At 66.0% G+C, this 20618-nt stretch carries 17 protein-coding genes and 4 tRNA genes; 20 read left to right on the top strand and 1 reads right to left on the bottom strand.

Going from position 1 to position 20618, the window contains the following annotated elements:
• Positions 1–2 precede the first annotated feature (2 nt).
• The 18 genes from SM757_RS20450 (at position 3) to rpoC (ending at position 18623) form a co-directional block, all read left to right on the top strand.
• Positions 3–590, top strand: a complete 588-nt coding sequence (locus SM757_RS20450; protein WP_322466857.1) for an anthranilate synthase component II — start codon at positions 3–5, stop codon at positions 588–590.
• Positions 587–1651, top strand: a complete 1065-nt coding sequence (gene ltaE / locus SM757_RS20445; protein ID WP_322466856.1) for a low-specificity L-threonine aldolase — start codon at positions 587–589, stop codon at positions 1649–1651. Before SM757_RS20450 ends, ltaE begins: the two co-directional genes overlap by 4 nt.
• A gap of 35 nt (positions 1652–1686) precedes the next feature.
• On the top strand, positions 1687–2724 hold the full coding sequence (gene trpD / locus SM757_RS20440) for an anthranilate phosphoribosyltransferase (RefSeq protein ID WP_322466855.1): 1038 nt from the start codon (positions 1687–1689) through the stop codon (positions 2722–2724).
• Positions 2721–3509, top strand: a complete 789-nt coding sequence (trpC, locus tag SM757_RS20435) for an indole-3-glycerol phosphate synthase TrpC (protein WP_322466854.1) — start codon at positions 2721–2723, stop codon at positions 3507–3509. Before trpD ends, trpC begins: the two co-directional genes overlap by 4 nt.
• Positions 3510–3671: 162 nt before the next feature.
• The gene (locus tag SM757_RS20430; RefSeq protein ID WP_066334506.1) at positions 3672–4394 is read left to right on the top strand and encodes a uracil-DNA glycosylase; all 723 of its coding nucleotides are present in this window, start codon (positions 3672–3674) and stop codon (positions 4392–4394) included.
• Positions 4395–4501: 107 nt separating this feature from the next.
• A tRNA-Tyr gene (locus tag SM757_RS20425) sits at positions 4502–4587 on the top strand.
• A gap of 112 nt (positions 4588–4699) precedes the next feature.
• Positions 4700–4773: transfer RNA gene (locus tag SM757_RS20420), tRNA-Gly, on the top strand.
• A gap of 57 nt (positions 4774–4830) precedes the next feature.
• Positions 4831–4905, top strand: a tRNA-Thr gene (locus tag SM757_RS20415).
• 40 nt (positions 4906–4945) lie between these two features.
• Positions 4946–6136 carry an elongation factor Tu gene (tuf, locus tag SM757_RS20410; protein ID WP_028997301.1) on the top strand — a complete coding sequence of 397 codons (1191 nt, stop codon included), beginning with the start codon at positions 4946–4948 and terminating at the stop codon, positions 6134–6136.
• A 34-nt stretch (positions 6137–6170) separates the two neighbouring features.
• Positions 6171–6246 (top strand) — tRNA-Trp (locus SM757_RS20405).
• Between the two features lie 121 nt (positions 6247–6367).
• Positions 6368–6751 carry a preprotein translocase subunit SecE gene (gene secE, locus SM757_RS20400; RefSeq protein ID WP_066342370.1) on the top strand — a complete coding sequence of 128 codons (384 nt, stop codon included), beginning with the start codon at positions 6368–6370 and terminating at the stop codon, positions 6749–6751.
• Between the two features lie 13 nt (positions 6752–6764).
• Positions 6765–7343: a transcription termination/antitermination protein NusG gene (gene nusG, locus SM757_RS20395; protein WP_066342371.1), complete on the top strand. Its 579-nt coding sequence runs from the start codon at positions 6765–6767 to the stop codon at positions 7341–7343.
• 211 nt (positions 7344–7554) lie between these two features.
• Positions 7555–7986: a 50S ribosomal protein L11 gene (gene rplK, locus SM757_RS20390; protein WP_066342372.1), complete on the top strand. Its 432-nt coding sequence runs from the start codon at positions 7555–7557 to the stop codon at positions 7984–7986.
• A gap of 2 nt (positions 7987–7988) precedes the next feature.
• A complete protein-coding gene (gene rplA / locus SM757_RS20385; protein ID WP_066342373.1) occupies positions 7989–8696 on the top strand; it encodes a 50S ribosomal protein L1 in 708 nt (235 codons plus the stop codon).
• 280 nt (positions 8697–8976) lie between these two features.
• Positions 8977–9507, top strand: a complete 531-nt coding sequence (gene rplJ, locus SM757_RS20380; protein ID WP_066342374.1) for a 50S ribosomal protein L10 — start codon at positions 8977–8979, stop codon at positions 9505–9507.
• 42 nt (positions 9508–9549) lie between these two features.
• On the top strand, positions 9550–9927 hold the full coding sequence (gene rplL / locus SM757_RS20375) for a 50S ribosomal protein L7/L12 (RefSeq protein ID WP_066342375.1): 378 nt from the start codon (positions 9550–9552) through the stop codon (positions 9925–9927).
• 311 nt (positions 9928–10238) lie between these two features.
• Positions 10239–14363, top strand: coding sequence for a DNA-directed RNA polymerase subunit beta (rpoB, locus tag SM757_RS20370; RefSeq protein WP_066342376.1), 4125 nt, complete (start codon positions 10239–10241; stop codon positions 14361–14363).
• Between the two features lie 21 nt (positions 14364–14384).
• Positions 14385–18623, top strand: a complete 4239-nt coding sequence (gene rpoC, locus SM757_RS20365; protein ID WP_322466853.1) for a DNA-directed RNA polymerase subunit beta' — start codon at positions 14385–14387, stop codon at positions 18621–18623.
• Positions 18624–18692: 69 nt separating this feature from the next.
• Here the strand turns inward: rpoC and SM757_RS20360 are convergent, their stop codons facing one another.
• The gene (locus tag SM757_RS20360) at positions 18693–19151 is read right to left on the bottom strand and encodes a PIN domain-containing protein (protein WP_322466852.1); all 459 of its coding nucleotides are present in this window, start codon (positions 19149–19151) and stop codon (positions 18693–18695) included.
• Between the two features lie 403 nt (positions 19152–19554).
• On the opposite strand from SM757_RS20360, the gene rpsL reads away from it, so the two are divergent.
• Both rpsL and rpsG read left to right on the top strand, forming a co-directional pair.
• Positions 19555–19929, top strand: a complete 375-nt coding sequence (gene rpsL / locus SM757_RS20355; protein WP_066342379.1) for a 30S ribosomal protein S12 — start codon at positions 19555–19557, stop codon at positions 19927–19929.
• A gap of 179 nt (positions 19930–20108) precedes the next feature.
• On the top strand, positions 20109–20579 hold the full coding sequence (gene rpsG, locus SM757_RS20350) for a 30S ribosomal protein S7 (RefSeq protein ID WP_066342380.1): 471 nt from the start codon (positions 20109–20111) through the stop codon (positions 20577–20579).
• Positions 20580–20618: the final 39 nt, after the last annotated feature.

Here is a 20618-nt window from a genome sequence, read left to right as displayed (position 1 = left end):
CCATGCTGCTGATGATCGACAACTACGACTCCTTCACCTTCAACCTCGTGCAGTACTTCGGCGAGTTGGGCGAGGAAGTGCGCGTGTTCCGCAATGACGAGATCACGCTGGAAGGCATCAATGAGCTGAAACCCGACCAGCTCATCCTGTCGCCCGGGCCGTGCTCGCCCAACGAGGCGGGCATCTGCGTGCCCTCCATCAGGCACTTCGCGGGCAAGCTGCCCATCCTGGGCGTGTGCCTGGGGCACCAGAGCATTGGGGCGGCGCTGGGCGGCAACATCATCCGCGCCAAGGTGCAGATGCACGGCAAGGTGAGCACCATCCACACCGACCAGGCGGGCGTCTACGCCGGGCTGCCGCAGGACTTCGACGTGGTGCGCTACCACTCGCTGGCCATCGAGCGCGAGACCCTGCCGGCGGAACTGCTCGTCACCTCCCAGACCGACGACGGCGAGATCATGGGCGTGCGCCACCGCGACCTCGCCGGCACGCGCGCGCCGCTGGAAGGGGTGCAGTTCCACCCGGAATCCATCCTCTCCGAGCATGGCCACGCCATGCTGCGCAACTTCATCGAGATGAGCCGCGCATGAGCACCGTCAGCTACGGCAGCGCGCAGGCTGCGGCGCCGGTGGGCGCACCGGACGTGGTGGACCTGCGCAGCGACACCGTCACCCGCCCCACGGCCCCCATGCGCGCGGCCATGGCCGCGGCGACCGTGGGCGACGACGTGTTCGGCGACGACCCCACGGTCAACGCGCTGCAGGCGCGCGTGGCGGCGCTGCTGGGCAAGGAGGAGGCGCTCTTCATGGCCAGCGGCACGCAGAGCAACCTGTGCGCGCTGCTGTCGCACTGCGGCCGGGGCGACGAGTACATCGCCGGCAACCTGGCGCACTGCTACCGCTACGAGGGCGGCGGCGGGGCGGTGTTGGGCGGCATTCAGCCCCAGCCGCTGCCGCAGCAGGCCGACGGCACGCTGCTGGTCGCCGACATCGCCGCGGCCATCAAGCCCGACGACGAGCACTTCGCGCGCAGCCGCCTGCTGTGTCTGGAAAACACCTGGAACGGCAACGTGCTGCCGGCGGCCTTCGTCGAAGAGGCCACGGCGCTGGCGCACGGGCGCGGCCTGTCCACGCACCTGGACGGCGCGCGCTTCTTCAACGCGGCGGTGGCCTCCGGCGTGGCGCCGCGGGAGCTGGCGCGGCACTTCGACTCGGTCTCCGTCTGCTTCAGCAAGGGCCTCGGTGCGCCGGTGGGCTCCATGCTGGTGGGCTCGCGGGAGCTGATCAAGCGCGCGCGGCGCGTGCGCAAGATGGTGGGCGGCGGCATGCGGCAGGTCGGCGTGCTGGCCGCGGCGGTGGACCACGCGCTCACCCACCACGTGGAGCGGCTGGCCGACGACCACGCCCTGGCCGCGCGGCTGGCGCACGGGCTCTCCGGCCTGCCGGGGCTGCGGGTGAAGATGCCGCAGACCAACATCGTGTTCGTGGACGTGGAAGGCGGCCGCGGCGAGGCGCTGCTGGAGCACCTGCGCTCGCGCGGCGTGCTGGCCACGGGGCTGATCGGCCTGCGCTTCGTCACCCACCTCGACGTGGACGCGGCCGGCGTGGACCGCGCAATTGCCGCCGCGCGCGAGTTCTGCGAACGCACCTGACGGCACACAACAACTGACTTCCTGGAGGCTGGCCCATGCCCATCACCGACACCGAGGCGCTGACCCGCGTCATCGAGCACCGCGAGATCTTCCACGACGAGATGCTGGCCCTCATGCGCCGCATCATGAGCGGCGAGATGAGCGCGCCCATGATGGCCGCGCTGCTCACCGGCCTGCGCGTGAAGAAGGAAACCATTGGCGAGATCACCGCCGCGGCGCAGGTGATGCGCGAGTTCTCCACCAAGGTGCCGGTGGCCAACCGCGAGCACCTGGTGGACATCGTGGGCACGGGCGGCGACGGGGCGCACACCTTCAACATCTCCACCTGCACCATGTTCGTGGTCGCGGCGGCGGGCGGCCGGGTCTCCAAGCACGGCGGTCGCAGCGTCTCCAGCAAGAGCGGCAGCGCCGACGTGCTCGAAGCCCTGGGCGTGCGTCTGGACCTGGCGCCGGCGCAGATCTCGCGCTGCATCGAGCAGGTCGGCATCGGCTTCATGTTCGCGCCGAACCACCACCCGGCCATGAAGAACGTGGCGCCGGTGCGCCGGGAGTTGGGCGTTCGCACCATCTTCAACATCCTTGGGCCGCTGACCAACCCGGCCGACGCGCCCAACATCCTCATGGGCGTGTTCCACCCGGACCTGGTCGGCATCCAGGTGCGCGCGCTGCAGCGCTTGGGCGCGAAGCACGCCATGGTGGTGTACGGCCGCGACGGCATGGACGAGGTGTCGCTGGGCGGCGCGACGCTGGTGGGCGAGTACCGCGACGGCGGCATCGAGGAGTACGAGATCCATCCCGAGGACTTCGGCTTCTCCATGGCCAGCAATCGGGCCCTGCGCGTGGAAACGCCGCAGCAGTCGCTGGAGATGCTGCGCGGCGTGCTGGACAACCGGGGCGGCGCGGCACGCGACATCGTGCTGCTCAACGCGGGCGTGGCGCTGTACGCGGCGGACGTGTCGGCCTCCATCGCCGAGGGCATCGAGAAGGCGCGCGAGGCGCTGGCCAGCGGCGCGGCCAAGGCCAAGATGGAAGCCTTCGTCGCTGCCACGCAACAAGCCGGGAGCGCGGCATGAGCGACATCCTGAACAAGATCGTTGCCGTCAAGCACGAGGAAGTGGCCGCGGCGCGCGCCGTGCGCCCGCTGGAAGCAGTGCGGCGCGAGGCTGAAGCCCTGGGCGGCCAGCGTGACTTCACCGGCGCGCTGCGCGCCAAAGTGGCGGCGGGGCGGGCGGCGGTGATCGCCGAGGTCAAGAAGGCCAGTCCGAGCAAGGGCGTGCTGCGCGAGAACTTCGCGCCGGCCGAGATCGCGGCCAGCTACGAGCGGCATGGCGCGGCCTGCCTGTCGGTGCTCACCGACGAGCGCTTCTTCCAGGGCCATGCCGACTACCTGCGCCAGGCGCGCGCGGCCTGCGCGCTGCCGGTGTTGCGCAAGGACTTCATGGTCGATGCCTACCAGGTGTTCGACGCGCGGGCCATGGGGGCGGATTGCATCCTGCTCATCGCCGCCTGCCTGGACGATGCGTTGATGGCCGATCTGGAGGCGCAGGCCCATGCGCTGGGCATGGCGGTGCTGGTGGAGGTGCACGACGGTGAAGAGCTGGACCGCGCGCTGAAGCTCAAGACGCCGCTGGTGGGCGTCAACAACCGCAATCTGCGCACCTTCGAGGTGTCGCTGGACGCGACGCTTGGGCTGCTGCCGCGCGTGCCGGCGGACCGGCTGCTGGTGACGGAGTCCGGCATCCTGGCGCCGGAGGACGTGCGGCGCATGCGCGGCGCGGACGTGCACGCCTTCCTCGTGGGCGAAGCCTTCATGCGCGCGCCGGACCCGGGCGCGGCGCTGCAGGCGCTGTTCGGCTGAGGCGGCGCTTTACTTTCCTGATCCGGATGCCGGCGCACGCCTTTGGGCGTGGGGCCGGCATTCGCTTTTTCGGGGCTCGCGATGCCGCGCCGGCCCATGTGGCGGCGTGGAGATGGGCCTCGCCATCCGGCGGCACGTCGTCGCCACCCCTAGGCTTGTGCCATGGACAACCAACAACTCAATCGACTGCAGCCGCCGCTGGAGGCGCAGCTGCATGGCATAGACCCGGGCTGGCAGCCGGTGGTGGATGCGTGGCTGGAATCGCTGCCGGGGCAGGCGCTGGTGGGCTTTGTCGATCAACGGCTGGCCGCGGGGGCGACCGTCTTTCCGGCGCGGCCGCTGCGGGCGCTGGAGCTCACGCCGCTGGCGCAGGTGCGCGTGGTGCTGCTGGGCCAGGACCCATACCACGGGGCGGGGCAGGCGGAGGGGCTGGCCTTCTCCGTGCCTGAAGGCGTGCCGCTGCCGCCCAGCCTGCGCAACGTCTACAAGGAGCTGCAGCGCGACCTGGGCGTCAAGCCGCCGCGCAACGGCCACTTGGTGGCCTGGGCGCAGCGCGGCGTGCTGCTGCTCAACACCACGCTGACGGTGGAGGAGGGCAAGCCGGCCAGCCATGCCAAGCGCGGCTGGGAGGCGCTCACGGATGCGCTCATCCGCGCGGCGGCGGCGGATGCGAATCCGAAAGTCTTCATGTTGTGGGGCGCGCATGCGCAGGCGAAGCGGCCGCTGATAGAGGCCGCGGGCGGTGACCACCTGGTGCTGGTGAGCAACCACCCCTCGCCGCTGGCGGCGACCAAGCCGCCGATCCCGTTCATGGGCAACGGGCACTTCGGCCAGGCCAGTGCCTTTCTGGCCGAGCGGGGGCGGCCTATCGACTGGCAGCTTTGAGCCGAAGAGGAGAGGGCGGCTACGGCGACGCCCGCGCCTTTTTCAAATTTTTCTTTGAAAAGGTTTGCATCCCCCAAAAACCGGTGTTATAGTCTTGGTCTTGCCTCGGAGGGGTGCCCGAGTGGCTAAAGGGGGCAGACTGTAAATCTGTTGGCTTACGCCTACGCTGGTTCGAATCCAGCCTCCTCCACCAAGGCAAACACACAAGGCTGCATTGCGACTCGCTGGCGCAATGCGGCAAGGCTCGGCGGGTCTGCTGCAGTTCGAAGTTGAGACTGCAGTGGGGCCGCTGGTCCGGCTCCTAAGCGGGAGTAGTTCAATGGTAGAACCCCAGCCTTCCAAGCTGATGACGCGGGTTCGATTCCCGTCTCCCGCTCCAGCGATCACGCCTCGGCAGTGGTGTGGGCTCAGTCAAAGAGTCTAGACCTGTGCCGATGCCCATGTGGCTCAGTGGTAGAGCACTCCCTTGGTAAGGGAGAGGTCGCGCGTTCGATCCGCGCCATGGGCACCACCTAACAGTGACACTTGTTTGATCGCCAGGAGAGCTGAGCATGGCAAAGGGTAAGTTCGAGCGGACCAAGCCGCACGTCAACGTGGGCACGATCGGCCACGTGGACCATGGCAAGACCACGCTGACGGCGGCGATCACGACCATCCTGTCGGCCAAGTTCGGCGGCGAGGCCAAGGCGTACGACCAGATCGACGCGGCTCCCGAAGAAAAGGCCCGCGGCATCACCATCAACACCGCGCACGTCGAGTACGAGACGGCCAACCGCCACTACGCGCACGTTGACTGCCCCGGCCACGCCGACTACGTGAAGAACATGATCACGGGCGCGGCGCAGATGGACGGCGCCATCCTGGTGTGCTCGGCCGCTGACGGCCCGATGCCCCAGACGCGCGAGCACATCCTGCTGGCCCGCCAGGTGGGCGTGCCCTACATCATCGTCTTCCTGAACAAGTGCGACATGGTCGACGACGCCGAGCTGCTGGAGCTCGTCGAGATGGAAGTGCGCGAGCTGCTGTCCAAGTACGACTTCCCCGGCGACGACACCCCGATCGTCAAGGGCTCGGCCAAGCTGGCCCTGGAAGGCGACAAGGGCGAGCTGGGCGAGCAGGCCATCCTGGCCCTGGCCGACGCGCTGGACAGCTACATCCCGACGCCTGAGCGCGCCGTGGACGGCACCTTCCTGATGCCCGTGGAAGACGTGTTCTCGATCTCCGGCCGCGGTACCGTGGTCACGGGTCGCGTCGAGCGCGGCGTGGTCAAGGTCGGCGAGGAAATCGAGATCGTGGGCATCCGCGCCACGCAAAAGACGACCTGCACCGGCGTGGAAATGTTCCGCAAGCTGCTGGACCAAGGTCAAGCCGGCGACAACGTGGGCATCCTGCTGCGCGGTACCAAGCGTGAAGACGTCGAGCGCGGCCAAGTGCTGTGCAAGCCCGGCTCGATCAAGCCGCACACGCACTTCACCGCCGAGGTGTACGTGCTGTCCAAGGACGAAGGCGGCCGCCACACGCCGTTCTTCAACAACTACCGTCCCCAGTTCTACTTCCGCACCACGGACGTGACCGGCGCGGTGGAGCTGCCCAAGGACAAGGAAATGGTGATGCCTGGCGACAACGTCTCCATCACCGTGAAGCTGATCGCTCCGATCGCCATGGAAGAAGGTCTGCGCTTCGCTATCCGTGAAGGCGGCCGCACCGTCGGCGCCGGCGTCGTGGCCAAGATCATCGAGTAATTTCGGCGACTAGCTGAATCAAAGAAAAGGCCGCAGGGGTATAGCTCAATTGGCAGAGCGTCGGTCTCCAAAACCGAAGGTTGGGGGTTCGATTCCCTCTGCCCCTGCCACCCGGTCCTGATCTGAAGTCGGGCCGGAACGAGCGGCCAAACAGCAGCCCGCACGGGAACCAGTTGCCCGGCGGGCTTTGCTGCTGATGGGTGCTTTCGGGCATCCGGCGAAACGAATCCCATGACTCCCAACCCCCAAGTCGAAACCGTTGCTTCCGGCGCGGACAAGGCCCGGCTCGCAGGTGCGTTGGCCCTGGTGGTCGCTGGCGTCGCCGCGTTCTACCTGCTGGGCGCGCAGTCGCTGTGGGTGCGCGTGGCCGCTCTGCTGGTGTTGCTGGCGGCGGCCGTGGCCACGTTCTTCACGGCCGAGGCCGGCAAGCGCCTGATCGCTTTTGGCCGCGATGCCGTGCGCGAGGTCAAGAAGGTTGTGTGGCCTACGCGCAAGGAAGCGATGCAAATGACGGGCTACGTCTTTGCCTTCGTCCTCGTGATGGCCTTGTTCCTGTGGCTCACTGACAAGACGCTGGAATGGGTTTTGTACGACCTGGTCCTGGGTTGGAAGTAAAGGAAGGCTGGCAATGAGCGAACAAGTCGCAAGTCAGGACGGCGCTGCACCCGCCCCGTCCCCGATGCGCTGGTACGTCGTCCATGCCTACTCCGGCATGGAGAAGGCCGTGGAGCGCAATCTGCGCGAGCGCATCGATCGCGCGGGCATGCAAAGCAAGTTCGGTCGCATCCTGGTGCCGACCGAAGAGGTGGTGGAGCTTAAGAACGGCAAAAAGGCCGTCACCGAGCGCCGTTTCTTCCCCGGCTACGTGCTGGTGGAGATGCTGATGGACGATGAGTCCTGGCACCTCGTCAAGCACACCAGCAAGGTCACGGGATTCGTCGGCGGCGCCAAGAACCGCCCGGCGCCCATCTCCGAGGCCGAGGTGATGAAGATCGTCAACCAGATGCAGGAAGGCATCGAAAAGCCCCGGCCCAAGGTCGAGTGGCAGGTGGGCGAGATGGTGCGGGTCAAGGAAGGCCCGTTCACCGACTTCAACGGCGCGGTCGAGGAAGTCAACTACGAGAAGTCCAAGGTGCGCGTGTCGGTCACGATTTTCGGCCGTGCTACCCCAGTGGAACTGGACTTCTCGCAGGTCGAGAAGGTTTAACAAGTCCGGCCGCATGGCGGCGCCCCTGGCGGGCGGCGGTGTGCGGCAGGCGCTTGGCGCGTGTTCTTGATGCGTGCCAGGTCGGCAAGCCCAGGGCTTGCCCGTGGCAGCCGGCAACGTCAGGCCGGCATGAGGAGCGGCAGGTAACCAACCCTGCCGCGTTCGACTCGACAACCCAGGCTTGGCCGCCCGGGTTGCACTGGAGAAAGACATGGCCAAGAAAATCGTCGGCTTGATCAAGCTTCAAGTCCCGGCCGGCAAGGCGAACCCCTCGCCCCCGATCGGTCCCGCCCTGGGCCAGCGCGGCCTGAACATCATGGAGTTCTGCAAGGCGTTCAACGCCCAGACGCAGAGCTACGAGCCGGGCCTGGTGCTGCCGGTGGTGATCACCGCCTTCGCTGACAAGTCCTTCACCTTCCAGATCAAGTCCCCGCCCGCTGGCGTGCTGATCAAGAAGGCCATCAAGCTGGAGAAGGGTTCCGCCCGTCCGCACCTGGAGAAGGTCGGCAAGCTGACCCGCGCCCAGCTGGAAGACATCGCCAAGGCCAAGATGAAGGACCTCAACGCCGCTGACCTCGACGGCGCCGTCCGCATCATCGCCGGTACGGCCCGCTCCATGGGCGTGCTGGTTGAAGGAGTCTGAACATGGCCAAGCTGACCAAAAAAGCCAAGGCCCAGCAGGGCAAGGTTGACAGCCTCAAGCTGTACCCGATCAACGACGCGCTGGCCCTGGTGAAGGAATGCGCGACCGCCAAGTTTGACGAAGCCATCGACGTGGCCGTGCAACTGGGCGTGGACGCGAAGAAGTCGGACCAAGTGGTGCGCGGCGCCGTCGTGATGCCCAACGGCACCGGCAAGACCAAGCGCGTGGCCGTGTTCGCCCAAGGCGCCAAGGCTGAAGAAGCCCGCGCCGCCGGCGCCGACATCGTCGGCATGGAAGATCTGGCCGAGCAGGTCAAGGCCGGCAACCTGAACTTCGACGTCGTGATCGCTTCGCCCGACACGATGCGCGTGGTCGGTACGCTGGGTCAGATCCTGGGCCCGCGCGGCCTGATGCCGAACCCCAAGGTCGGCACCGTCACCCCCGATGTCGCCACCGCGGTGCGCAACGCCAAGGCGGGCCAGGTGCAGTTCCGCGTGGACAAGAACGGCATCATCCACGGCACCATCGGCCGTCGCTCGTTCGACTCCGACAAGCTCGTGGGCAACCTGGCCGCGCTGCTGGAAGCCCTGAACAAGTCCAAGCCGGCGTCGAGCAAGGGCGTGTACCTACGCAAGGTCGCCGTGTCCTCGACCATGGGTGTTGGCGTGCGGGTGGAAGTCGCTTCCATCACCGCTCAAGCCCAGGCTTGATGTGAACACTGCCCCGGCGCGCGAGTCTGGCGCGCCGGGGCTTAAAGAATTGGTGGGCCGTGCCGGGATTCGTCCGGGCACGGGTCATCCAAGACCGCTGGTGGCGTCCCGCAGGGGGCGCCGTAATGGAGGGCCAGTCCCGAAGCCAGCGCAGATGGCGCACCCGCTGTGAAAGTTGTCCCGCAAGGGGTTCCTGGAGCAGCAAGGTCGCTGAACGTGGTGCCCGCTTCCGGAGGAGCCGCAAGGTTTGCCGGCGCGGGCGTTTTGTGAGGAGTAGACCTTGAGTCTCAATCGCAACGAGAAGGCAGCCGTCGTCAGCGACGTGGCAGCGCAAGCCGCCAAATCGCAGACCCTGGCGCTGGCCGAGTACCGTGGCCTCACCGTCGAAAGCCTGAACAAGCTCCGCGTGACCGCGCGTGCGCAAGGCGTGTACCTTCACGTGCTGAAGAACACGCTGGCCCGCCGTGCCGTTGCCGGCACGCCGTTCGAGGTCGCGTCGGAGAGCATGGTCGGCCCGCTGATCTACGGCTTTTCCGAAGACGCCGTCGCCGCGGCCAAAGTCATCGCTGACTTTGCCAAGGGCAACGACAAGCTGGTCATCAAGGCCGGTGCGTACGCCGGCAAGGCTCTGGACGCTGAGGGCGTCAAGGCTCTGGCGTCCATCCCCAGCAAGGAAGTCCTGCTGTCGCAGTTGGCTGGCCTGCTGAAGGCGCCGATCCAGCGTACTGCTGCCGTGCTGGCCGCTCTGGCCGAGAAGCGTGGCGGTGGCGCCGAAGCCCCCGCCGCCGAGGCCGAGGCCGCCGCGGCCTGAGCCCAAACGTTTTCACTGAATCACTGAATCGAGGAATCCCAAATGGCATTCGACAAAGACGCCTTCCTGACCGCCCTGGACAGCATGTCCGTGATGGAACTCAATGACCTGGTCAAGGCCATTGAAGAGAAGTTCGGCGTGTCCGCCGCTTCCATGGCTGCGCCGGCCGCCGGTGGCGCTGGTGGCGCCGCCGCCCCGGTCGAAGAGAAGACCGAATTCAACGTCGTGCTGCTGGAAGCCGGCGCTAACAAGGTTTCCGTCATCAAGGCCGTGCGCGAACTGACGGGCCTGGGTCTGAAGGAAGCCAAGGACCTGGTGGACGGCGCTCCGAAGAACGTCAAGGAAGCCATCGCCAAGGCCGACGCCGAAGCCGCTGTTAAGAAGCTGGTGGAAGCCGGCGCCAAGGCCGAACTCAAGTAATTCACTTGACCCTTGGGGGCTGGCGGCTGAATTTAAGGCCGCCAGCCTTTTGCTCTTCAGGACGTTACAGTCTTGGGCTCTGATTTCAGGGCGAGAACAGCCGGAAATGGCCGCATGCGGCTTTTTCCGAGTGTTCTCTGATCCGACTGCAGGGAACGGGTTTGGTCGGGCTCCGGTGCAACGCCGGGGTTGTCCGCCAGCGGTTGGTAGTGGCCAGCCACCAAGCTCCGGACGCAACGTCCGAGTAGGCCAGTCGCCGACGAGTGCGCGCTACCAGGGCCCGGGGCGCGTGTTCTCGACACGGAGCATATATGGCGCAAGTTTCCCCCACGTACAGCTACACCGAGCGTAAGCGCATCCGCAAAAGCTTCGGCAAGCGTGAGAGTGTTCTCAACGTCCCCTACCTGCTGACGATGCAGCGGGAGTCCTACGTCGCCTTCCTGCAGAAGGACGTTCCGCCGCAAAAGCGTAAGCCCGAGGGCTTGCAGGCCGCTTTCCTCTCCGCCTTCCCGATCGTGTCGCACAACGGGTACGTGGAGATGAAGTTCATTGAGTACAACATCGCCAAGCCGGCCTTCGACACGCGCGAGTGTCAGCAGCGTGGCCTGACCTATGCCGCCGCCGTGCGCGCGCGGCTGCAGATGATCATCTACGACCGTGAGAGCCCGCAGGCCAAGACGGTCAAAGAGATCAAGGAGCAAGAGGTCTACATGGGCGAAGTACCGCTCATGACGGACTACGGCTCCTTCATCATCAACGGCACCGAGCGCGTCATCGTCAGCCAGCTGCACCGCTCGCCCGGCGTGTTCTTCGAACACGACAAGGGCAAGACGCACAGCTCGGGCAAGCTGCTGTTCTCCGCCCGCATCATTCCTTACCGCGGCTCGTGGCTGGACTTCGAATTCGACCCGAAGGACATCCTCTACTTCCGCGTTGACCGTCGCCGCAAGATGCCGGTGACGATTCTGCTCAAGGCCATCGGCCTGAACCCCGAGCAGATCCTGGCCAACTTCTTCGACTTCGACAACTTCCGTCTCATGGACACCGGCGCGCAGCTGGAGTTCGTGGCCGACCGTCTGAAGGGCGAAATCGCGCGCTTCGACATCACGGACAAGAACGGCACCGTCATCGTCGAGAAGGACAAGCGCATCACCGCGCGCCACGTGCGCACGCTGGAGCAAAGCGGCACGACCTTCATCAGCGTGCCCGAGGACTTCGTGGTGGGCCGCGTCGTCGCCCGCAACATGGTCGATCCGGACACCGGCGAGATCGTGGCCAAGGCCAACGACGAGATCACCGAGAGCCTGCTCAAGAAGCTGCGCGCCGCGGGCATCCGCGACCTGCAGGCGCTCTACACCAACGAGCTCGACGAAGGCGCCTACATCAGCCAGACGCTGGCTTCCGACGAGACGGCCGACCAGCTCGCCGCCCGCGTGGCCATCTACCGCATGATGCGCCCCGGCGAGCCGCCGACGGAAGACGCGGTCGAGGCCCTGTTCAACCGCCTGTTCTACAGCGGCGACACCTATGACCTGTCGCGCGTGGGCCGCATGAAGTTCAACGCCCGCGTGGGCCGCGACGTGGCCGAAGGCGACATGACGCTGTCTAACGAGGACATCCTCGACGTGGTCAAGATCCTCGTCGAGCTGCGCAACGGCCGTGGCGAAGTGGACGACATCGACCACCTGGGCAACCGCCGCGTGCGCTGCGTGGGCGAGCTGGCCGAGAACCAGTACCGCTCGGGCCTGGCGCGCATCGAGAAGGCCGTGAAGGAGCGTCTGGGCCAGGCCGAGACCGAGGCCCTGATGCCGCACGACCTGATCAACTCCAAGCCGATTTCCGCGGCGCTCAAGGAGTTCTTCGGCGCGTCGCAGCTGTCGCAGTTCATGGACCAGACCAACCCCCTGTCGGAGATCACGCACAAGCGCCGCGTCTCCGCCCTGGGCCCGGGTGGTCTGACCCGCGAGCGTGCCGGCTTCGAGGTGCGCGACGTGCACCCGACCCACTACGGCCGCGTGTGCCCGATCGAAACGCCTGAAGGTCCGAACATTGGCCTGATCAACTCGCTGGCCCTGTACGCGCAGCTCAACGAGTACGGCTTCCTGGAGACGCCGTACCGTCGCGTGGAAAACGGCCACGTCACCGACCAGATCGATTACCTGTCCGCCATCCAGGAAGGCAAGTACGTCATCGCCCAAGCCAATGCGACCCTGGACGAGAACGGCGCGCTGGTGGACGAGCTGGTGTCGGCCCGCGAGAAGGGCGAATCCGTGCTGCTGTCGCCTGAGCGCGTGCAGTACATGGACGTGGCGCCAGCGCAGATCGTGTCCGTGGCGGCCTCGCTCGTGCCCTTCCTGGAGCACGACGACGCGAACCGCGCACTGATGGGCGCCAACATGCAACGCCAGGCCGTGCCCACGCTGCGCCCGGAAAAGGCCTTCGTCGGCACGGGCGTCGAGCGCGTGGCGGCCAAGGACTCCGGCACCGTGGTGGCTGCCCGCCGCGGCGGCGTAGTGGACTACATCGATTCCAACCGCATCGTGATTCGCGTCAACGACGACGAAACGGTGGCCGGTGAAGTCGGTGTGGACATCTACAACCTCATCAAGTACCAGCGTTCCAACCAGAACACGAACATTCACCAGCGTCCCATCGTCAAGCGTGGCGACAAGGTCTCGGCCGAGGACATCATCGCTGACGGTGCCTCCACCGACATCGGCGAACTCGCGCTGGGCCAGAACATGCTGGTCGCGTTCATGCCCTGGAACGGCTACAACTTCGAGGACTCGATCCTGATCTCGGAGCGTGTGGTCGCCGAGGACCGCTACACCTCGATCCACATCGAGGAGCTGGTGGTGATGGCCCGCGATACCAAGCTGGGCTCCGAGGAAATCACGCGCGACATTCCCAACCTGTCCGAGCAGCAGCTGGCTCGCCTGGACGAGTCGGGCATCGTCTACATCGGCGCCGAAGTCGGCCCGGGCGACGTGCTGGTGGGCAAGGTCACGCCCAAGGGCGAGACCACGCTGACGCCGGAAGAGAAGCTGCTGCGCGCCATCTTCGGCGAGAAGGCTTCGGACGTGAAGGACACGTCGCTGCGCGTGGACCAGGGCACCAGCGGCACCGTCATCGACGTGCAGGTGTTCACCCGCGAGGGCATCCAGCGCGACAAGCGCGCCCAGCAGATCATCGACGACGAGCTCAAGCGCTTCCGCCTGGACCTCAACGACCAGCTGCGCATCGTCGAGGCCGACGCCTTCGACCGTATCGAGAAGCTGCTGGTGGGCCGCGTGGCCAATGGCGGCCCGCAGAAGATCGCCAAGGGCACCGTGCTGAGCAAGGAGTACCTCTCCGGCGTGGAGAAGTACCACTGGTTCGACATCCGTCCGGCCGAGGAAGAGATCGCCAACCAGCTTGAGTCCATCAAGAACTCGCTGGAGCAGACGCGCCACAGCTTCGACCTCGCGTTCGAAGAAAAGCGCAAGAAGCTCACGCAGGGCGACGAGTTGCCCGCGGGCGTGCTCAAGATGGTCAAGGTGTACCTGGCCGTCAAGCGCCGCCTGCAGCCTGGCGACAAGATGGCCGGCCGTCACGGCAACAAGGGCGTGGTGTCCAAGATCGTTCCGATCGAGGACATGCCCTACATGGCCGACGGCACGCCTGCCGACATTGTGCTCAACCCGCTAGGCGTGCCTTCGCGCATGAACGTGGGCCAGGTGCTGGAAGTGCACCTGGGCTGGGCCGGCAAGGGCCTGGGCCAGCGCATCGGCGACATGCTGCAACAGCAGGCCAAGGTGGCTGAGCTGCGCCAGCTCCTGGACGAGCTCTACAACCAGTCCGGCGGCAAGACCGAGAAGCTCGACCACCTGAGCGACGACGAGATCGTGGAGATGGCCCAAAACCTCTCCAAGGGTGTCCCGTTCGCCACGCCGGTGTTCGACGGTGCCAAGGAAGAAGAGATCCGCGGCATGCTGCGCCTGGCCTATCCGGACGACATCGCTGAGCGCAAGGGCCTCACGGCCACCCGCACGCAGGCCTACCTGTGCGATGGCCGTACCGGCGAGCAGTTCGAGCGCCCGGTGACCGTGGGCTACATGCACGTGCTGAAACTGCACCACCTGGTGGACGACAAGATGCACGCGCGCTCCACTGGCCCGTACTCGCTGGTGACGCAGCAACCGCTGGGCGGCAAGGCCCAGTTCGGCGGCCAGCGCTTCGGTGAGATGGAAGTGTGGGCGCTGGAAGCCTACGGCGCGAGCTACGTGCTGCAGGAGATGCTGACCGTGAAGTCCGATGACGTGAACGGCCGCACCAAGGTCTACGAAAACATCGTCAAGGGCGAGCACTCCATCGAAGCGGGCATGCCCGAGTCGTTCAACGTGCTGGTCAAGGAAATCCGTTCGCTCGGCATCGATATCGAGCTCGAGCGCAACTAAGGAACGGACAAGGAGTTAGGCATGAAGGGACTTTTAGACCTTTTCAAGCAGTTCACCCCGGATGAACACTTTGATGCGATCAAGATCGGGCTGGCGTCGCCCGAGAAGATCCGCTCATGGTCGTTCGGCGAGGTGAAGAAGCCCGAGACCATCAACTACCGCACCTTCAAGCCGGAGCGTGACGGCCTGTTCTGCGCCAAGATCTTTGGCCCGATCAAGGACTACGAGTGCTTGTGCGGCAAGTACAAGCGCCTGAAGCACCGCGGCGTCATCTGCGAGAAGTGTGGCGTCGAGGTCACGCAGACCAAGGTGCGCCGCGACCGCATGGGTCACATCGACCTGGCCGCGCCCTGCGCCCACATCTGGTTCCTGAAGTCGCTGCCGTCGCGTCTGGGCCTGGTGCTGGACATGACGCTGCGCGACATCGAGCGCGTGCTGTACTTCGAAGCCTATGTGGTCGTGGACCCGGGCATGACCCCGCTGAAGAAGTTCTCCATCCTGTCGGAGGACCAGTACGAGGTCGAGCGCGACAAGCACGGTGACGAGTTCATCGCGCTCATGGGCGCCGAAGGCATCAAGCAGCTGCTCGAGGAGATGGACCTCGACGTCGAGATCGAGAAGCTGCGTGGCGACATGACCGGCTCCGAGCTCAAGGTCAAGAAGAACTCCAAGCGCCTGAAGGTCATGGAGGCCTTCAAGAAGTCGGGCATCAAGCCCAACTGGATGGTGCTGGACGTGCTGCCCGTGCTGCCGCCGGACCTGCGTCCGCTGGTGCCGCTGGACGGCGGCCGCTTCGCGACCTCCGACCTCAACGACCTCTACCGTCGCGTCATCAACCGCAACAACCGCCTGGCACGCCTGCTGGAGCTCAAGGCGCCCGAGATCATCGTGCGCAACGAGAAGCGCATGCTGCAGGAGGCAGTGGACTCGCTGCTGGACAACGGCCGCCGCGGCAAGGCGATGACGGGCGCCAACAAGCGCGCCCTGAAGTCGCTGGCCGACATGATCAAGGGCAAGAGCGGCCGCTTCCGCCAGAACCTGCTGGGCAAGCGCGTCGACTACTCCGGCCGTTCGGTCATCACCGTGGGCCCGACGCTCAAGCTGCACCAGTGCGGCCTGCCCAAGCTGATGGCGCTGGAGCTGTTCAAGCCGTTCATCTTCTCGCGCCTGGAGGCGATGGGCATCGCCACCACCATCAAGGCGGCGAAGAAGGAAGTCGAATCCGGCACGCCGGTGGTGTGGGACATCCTCGAAGAGGTGATCAAAGAGCATCCGGTGATGCTCAACCGCGCTCCCACGCTGCACCGCCTGGGCATCCAGGCCTTCGAGCCGGTGCTGATTGAAGGCAAGGCCATCCAGCTGCACCCGCTGGTGTGCGCGGCGTTCAACGCCGACTTCGACGGCGACCAGATGGCCGTGCACGTGCCGCTGTCCATCGAAGCGCAGATGGAAGCCCGCACCCTGATGCTGGCCTCCAACAACGTGCTGTTCCCGGCCAACGGCGAGCCCTCCATCGTCCCGTCGCAAGACGTGGTGCTTGGCCTTTACTACGCCACCCGCGAGCGCACCAACGCCCGCGGCGAAGGCCTGATCTTCTCCGACGTGCCTGAAGTGCAGCGCGCGCTGGACAACGGCGTGGTGGAAGTCACCGCCAAGATCAGCGTTCGCCTGACCGAGTGGACCAAGGACAAGGACACGGGCGAGCTCTCCTGCGAGACCAAGCTCGTGGACACGACCGTGGGCCGCGCGCTGCTGTCGGAAATCCTGCCCAAGGGCCTGCCTTTCAGCGTCATGAACAAGGCGCTGAAGAAGAAGGAAATCTCGCGCTTGATCAACGTGTCCTTCCGCAAGTGCGGCCTCAAGGACACGGTGGTCTTCGCCGACAAGCTGCTGCAGTCGGGCTTCCGTCTGGCCACGCGCGCGGGCATCTCCATCGCCATCGACGACATGCTGGTCCCGCGGGAAAAGCATGGCCTGATCGAGCGTGCGGAGAGGGAAGTCAAGGAGATCGAGCAGCAGTACGTCTCGGGTCTCGTGACCGCCGGCGAGCGCTACAACAAGGTCGTGGACATCTGGGGCAAGACCGGCGACGAAGTCGGCAAGGTCATGATGAGCCAGCTGGCCAAGCAGAAGGTCAAGGACCGCCACGGCAACGAGGTGGACCAGGAGTCGTTCAACTCCATCTACATGATGGCCGACTCCGGCGCGCGGGGTTCCGCCGCCCAGATCCGACAGCTCGCGGGCATGCGCGGCCTGATGGCCAAGCCGGACGGCTCGATCATTGAAACGCCCATTACCGCGAACTTCCGCGAAGGCCTCAACGTTCTGCAGTACTTCATCTCCACCCACGGTGCACGTAAGGGCCTGGCGGACACGGCGCTCAAGACCGCCAACTCCGGCTACCTGACGCGCCGCCTGGTGGACGTGACGCAGGACCTGGTGGTCACCGAAGACGATTGCACCACCGAGAACGGCATCGCCATGCGCGCGCTGGTCGAAGGCGGTGAAGTCATCGAATCGCTGCGCGACCGCATCCTGGGCCGCGTCACCGCCATCGAGGTGCTGCACCCCGAGACGCAGGAAATCATCGTTCCGGCCGGCACCATGCTGGACGAGGACACGATGGACGCCATCGAAGCCGCCGGTGCCGACGAGGTGAAGGTGCGCACGCCGCTGACCTGCGGCACGCGCTTCGGCCTGTGCGCCAAGTGTTACGGCCGCGACCTGGGCCGTGGCGGCCTGGTCAACACCGGTGAGGCCGTGGGCGTGATCGCCGCGCAGTCCATCGGCGAGCCCGGCACGCAGCTGACCATGCGTACCTTCCACATCGGTGGCGCGGCATCGCGCGCCGCGGTGGCCTCCAGCGTGGAAGCCAAGTCGGACGGCCTCATCGGCTTCAACCCGACCATGCGCTACGTGACCAACGGCAAGGGCGAGCTGGTGGTGATTTCGCGTTCCGGCGAAATCGTCATCTCCGACCAGCACGGCCGCGAGCGCGAGCGCCACAAGGTGCCTTACGGCGCGACGCTGAACGTCAAGGCGGACCAGGCCATCAAGGCCGGCACCGTGCTGGCCAACTGGGACCCGCTGACCCGACCCATCATCACGGAATTCGCCGGCAAGGCGCGTTTCGAGAACGTCGAGGAGGGCGTGACGGTCGCCAAGCAGGTGGACGAGGTCACGGGCCTGTCCACGCTGGTGGTGATCGACCCCAAGCGCCGCGGTGCCGCCAAGGTGGTGCGTCCGCAGGTCAAGCTGCTCGACGCCGCAGGCCAGGAAGTCAAGATCCCCGGCACCGACCACTCGGTGACCATCGGCTTCCAGGTCGGCGCTCTGATCCAGGTGCGCGACGGCCAGGACCTCGCCCCCGGCGAAGTGCTGGCGCGTATCCCGGTGGAAGGCCAGAAGACCCGCGACATTACCGGCGGTCTGCCGCGTGTGGCCGAGCTCTTCGAAGCCCGCTCGCCCAAGGACAAGGGCATCCTGGCCGAGATCACCGGCACGGTGTCCTTCGGCAAGGAGACCAAGGGCAAGGTGCGCCTGCAGATCACCGACCCGGACGGCAAGGTCTACGAGGAACTGGTCCCCAAGGACAAGAACATCCTCGTGCACGAAGGCCAGGTGGTGAACAAGGGCGAATCCATCGTTGACGGTCCGGCCGATCCGCAGGACATCCTGCGCCTGCTGGGTGTCGAGGAACTGGCGCGCTACATCGTCGACGAGGTGCAGGACGTCTACCGTCTGCAGGGCGTGAAGATCAACGACAAGCACATCGAGGTGATCGTTCGCCAGATGCTGCGCCGCGTGCAGATCGTCAACCCGGGCGAAAGCACCTACATCGCCGGCGAGCAGGTCGAGCGCTCGGAGCTGCTGGACACCAACGACAGACTGCGTGGCGAGGGCAAGGTCATCGCGACCTATTCCGACGTGCTGCTGGGCATCACCAAGGCCTCGCTGTCCACCGACTCGTTCATCTCCGCCGCCTCCTTCCAGGAGACGACGCGCGTGCTGACCGAGGCGGCCATCATGGGCAAGCGCGACGAGCTGCGCGGTCTCAAGGAGAACGTCATCGTCGGCCGCCTGATCCCTGCCGGCACCGGCATGGCCTTCCACCAGGCCCGCAAGGCCAAGGAAGACCTGGACGAGAACGAGCGCCGCGCCATCGCCATGCAGGAGGCCCAGGAAATGGCCGCAATGCAACTGGCCAACGTGGAGGAGGACGAAACCCCCGCCACGCCGTCCAGCGAAGGCCAGGGCTGATTCGCGTCACCCAGACTGCTGCCCGCCCCGGGCGGGCAGCATCACGAAAGGCGGCTTAAGCCGCCTTTTTTATTGCCCGCGCGGCACGCGGAGAAAGGGGCAGGCCAACGGGGCGTCGCCCGGTGTCCACTGTGCAGGCGTAATGATGAGCAGCCCGCGTTCGCGAGCGCGCTTGCGCAGCTTCAGCACGGCACGGTCGCGGCTCACCAACCAGCGTGCGCCATGGGCCAGGGCCAACGCCAGGAATTTCTGGTCATCGCTGTCGGTGCAGCGCAGGCCAGGAGGCGAGGGCGTGTCGGCGGGCTGCTCCATCGGGCGGGCCAGCGCGTCCCACGTCAGCCACAGCGGCTGCGTGTCCACCTGCGGGCGGCTGCGCAGGCCGCGGGCAAGCACATGCTCCAGCTCGCCGCGCAAGGCGCCGGAGACTATCCAGCGGCAGTGGCCGGCAGCAATCGCCTCGCCCAACGGCCGCATGGCAGCGTCACTGAACAGCAGCCAGTCCAGCACGGCGTTGCTGTCCAACACCACGGATGGACACGGCTCCGGCGCGGCAGACGGTGAAGGCGCGCCGGCGGCGCAAGAAGAATTGGTGTCGGACATGCAGCAGAGAAGACAGGGACGGGCGGAGAGTGGGCGGGCGAGGATTGACCCCGCTTGACACGGGCTTGGCCTCGTGCAAGGCCGGGGCTTGTGGACAACTTGCACCTGTTCGCGGGGCCGGACTATAATCGCCGGCTTTTCGGCAGATCCTGCTGCGCTCTTTGTCGGGCGGCTCACCGCAAGTGCCTTGCGGCTTCGGGCCCGTCTCCAGAACTTGGAGTGCTCGGCCTCTTCCGGAAGAACAAGACGCCACTGTCCGCTGCGGCAGCCGCTCAAGGCCTGACGCGGCGGGCACGTGGCGCAGGTGTGACTTCAAACGGGAACAAGTCCTATGCCAACCATCAACCAACTCGTGCGCTTCGGTCGTGAGACCGAGGCCACGAAGTCCAAGTCGCCTGCCATGCAAGGCGGCCCCCAGCGCCGCGGCGTTTGCACCCGCGTGTACACCACGACCCCGAAGAAGCCGAACTCGGCTCTGCGTAAGGTCGCCAAGGTGCGCCTGACCAACGGCTTCGAGGTCATCTCCTACATCGGCGGCGAAGGCCACAACCTGCAAGAGCACTCGGTGGTGCTCGTGCGCGGCGGCCGTGTGAAGGACTTGCCGGGCGTGCGCTACCACATCGTGCGCGGCTCGCTGGACCTGCAAGGCGTCAAGGACCGCAAGCAGTCGCGCTCCAAGTACGGCGCGAAGCGGCCCAAGAAGTAATCACGGGTCGTCCATTGCCGGGATGGCGGTCAAGCCGACCGTTGCCGGGCGTGTCGCGGTTGTCCTGAGGTCCTGACTGGACCGGGCGGCCGAGTAAGTGGAGTGCCGATGCATCGGTCTCCGCGGCAGGCAGCAAGCAGTCAACACAGCGCCTGCCAGCTGAAGTCAAAGGAATAGAAATGCCACGTCGTCGCGAAGTACCCAAGCGCGAAATCCTGCCGGATCCGAAGTTCGGTTCGGTGGACCTGTCCAAGTTCATGAACGTCGTCATGGAGTCCGGCAAGAAGGCCGTGGCCGAGCGCATCATTTACGGCGCTCTGGAGCAAGTCGAGAAGAAGGCCGGCAAGGACCCGCTGGAGGTCTTCATGGTCGCGCTGAACAACGTCAAGCCGATGGTCGAGGTCAAGTCCCGCCGCGTCGGCGGTGCGAACTACCAAGTTCCCGTGGAAGTTCGCCCCGTGCGCCGCGTCGCGCTGGCCATGCGTTGGCTCAAGGATTCCGCGCGCAAGCGTGGCGAGAAGTCCATGGCCGCACGTCTGGCAAACGAACTGCTGGAAGCTAGCGAAGGCCGTGGCGGCGCCATGAAGAAGCGTGACGAAGTGCACCGCATGGCCGAAGCCAACAAGGCCTTCTCGCACTTCCGCTTCTAAACTCGTCTGTTCCGGCCGCCCTAGGGTTAGTACCAACCC

This window comes from Azohydromonas lata (genome assembly GCF_034427735.1).
GTDB classification, from domain to species: domain Bacteria; phylum Pseudomonadota; class Gammaproteobacteria; order Burkholderiales; family Burkholderiaceae_C; genus Azohydromonas; species Azohydromonas lata.
Note: the sequence above shows the minus strand (reverse complement) of the source record. Positions and strands in the feature narration are given on the sequence as shown.

What these genes read in the sequence shown, in the direction of transcription:
- SM757_RS20450 (WP_322466857.1), top strand. Translation starts at nt 3, where the DNA reads ATGCTGCTGATGATCGACAACTACGACTCCTTCACCTTCAACCTCGTG.
- ltaE (WP_322466856.1), top strand. Translation starts at nt 587, where the DNA reads ATGAGCACCGTCAGCTACGGCAGCGCGCAGGCTGCGGCGCCGGTGGGC.
- trpD (WP_322466855.1), top strand. Translation starts at nt 1,687, where the DNA reads ATGCCCATCACCGACACCGAGGCGCTGACCCGCGTCATCGAGCACCGC.
- trpC (WP_322466854.1), top strand. Translation starts at nt 2,721, where the DNA reads ATGAGCGACATCCTGAACAAGATCGTTGCCGTCAAGCACGAGGAAGTG.
- SM757_RS20430 (WP_066334506.1), top strand. Translation starts at nt 3,672, where the DNA reads ATGGACAACCAACAACTCAATCGACTGCAGCCGCCGCTGGAGGCGCAG.
- tuf (WP_028997301.1), top strand. Translation starts at nt 4,946, where the DNA reads ATGGCAAAGGGTAAGTTCGAGCGGACCAAGCCGCACGTCAACGTGGGC.
- secE (WP_066342370.1), top strand. Translation starts at nt 6,368, where the DNA reads ATGACTCCCAACCCCCAAGTCGAAACCGTTGCTTCCGGCGCGGACAAG.
- nusG (WP_066342371.1), top strand. Translation starts at nt 6,765, where the DNA reads ATGAGCGAACAAGTCGCAAGTCAGGACGGCGCTGCACCCGCCCCGTCC.
- rplK (WP_066342372.1), top strand. Translation starts at nt 7,555, where the DNA reads ATGGCCAAGAAAATCGTCGGCTTGATCAAGCTTCAAGTCCCGGCCGGC.
- rplA (WP_066342373.1), top strand. Translation starts at nt 7,989, where the DNA reads ATGGCCAAGCTGACCAAAAAAGCCAAGGCCCAGCAGGGCAAGGTTGAC.
- rplL (WP_066342375.1), top strand. Translation starts at nt 9,550, where the DNA reads ATGGCATTCGACAAAGACGCCTTCCTGACCGCCCTGGACAGCATGTCC.
- rpoB (WP_066342376.1), top strand. Translation starts at nt 10,239, where the DNA reads ATGGCGCAAGTTTCCCCCACGTACAGCTACACCGAGCGTAAGCGCATC.
- rpoC (WP_322466853.1), top strand. Translation starts at nt 14,385, where the DNA reads ATGAAGGGACTTTTAGACCTTTTCAAGCAGTTCACCCCGGATGAACAC.
- rpsL (WP_066342379.1), top strand. Translation starts at nt 19,555, where the DNA reads ATGCCAACCATCAACCAACTCGTGCGCTTCGGTCGTGAGACCGAGGCC.
- rpsG (WP_066342380.1), top strand. Translation starts at nt 20,109, where the DNA reads ATGCCACGTCGTCGCGAAGTACCCAAGCGCGAAATCCTGCCGGATCCG.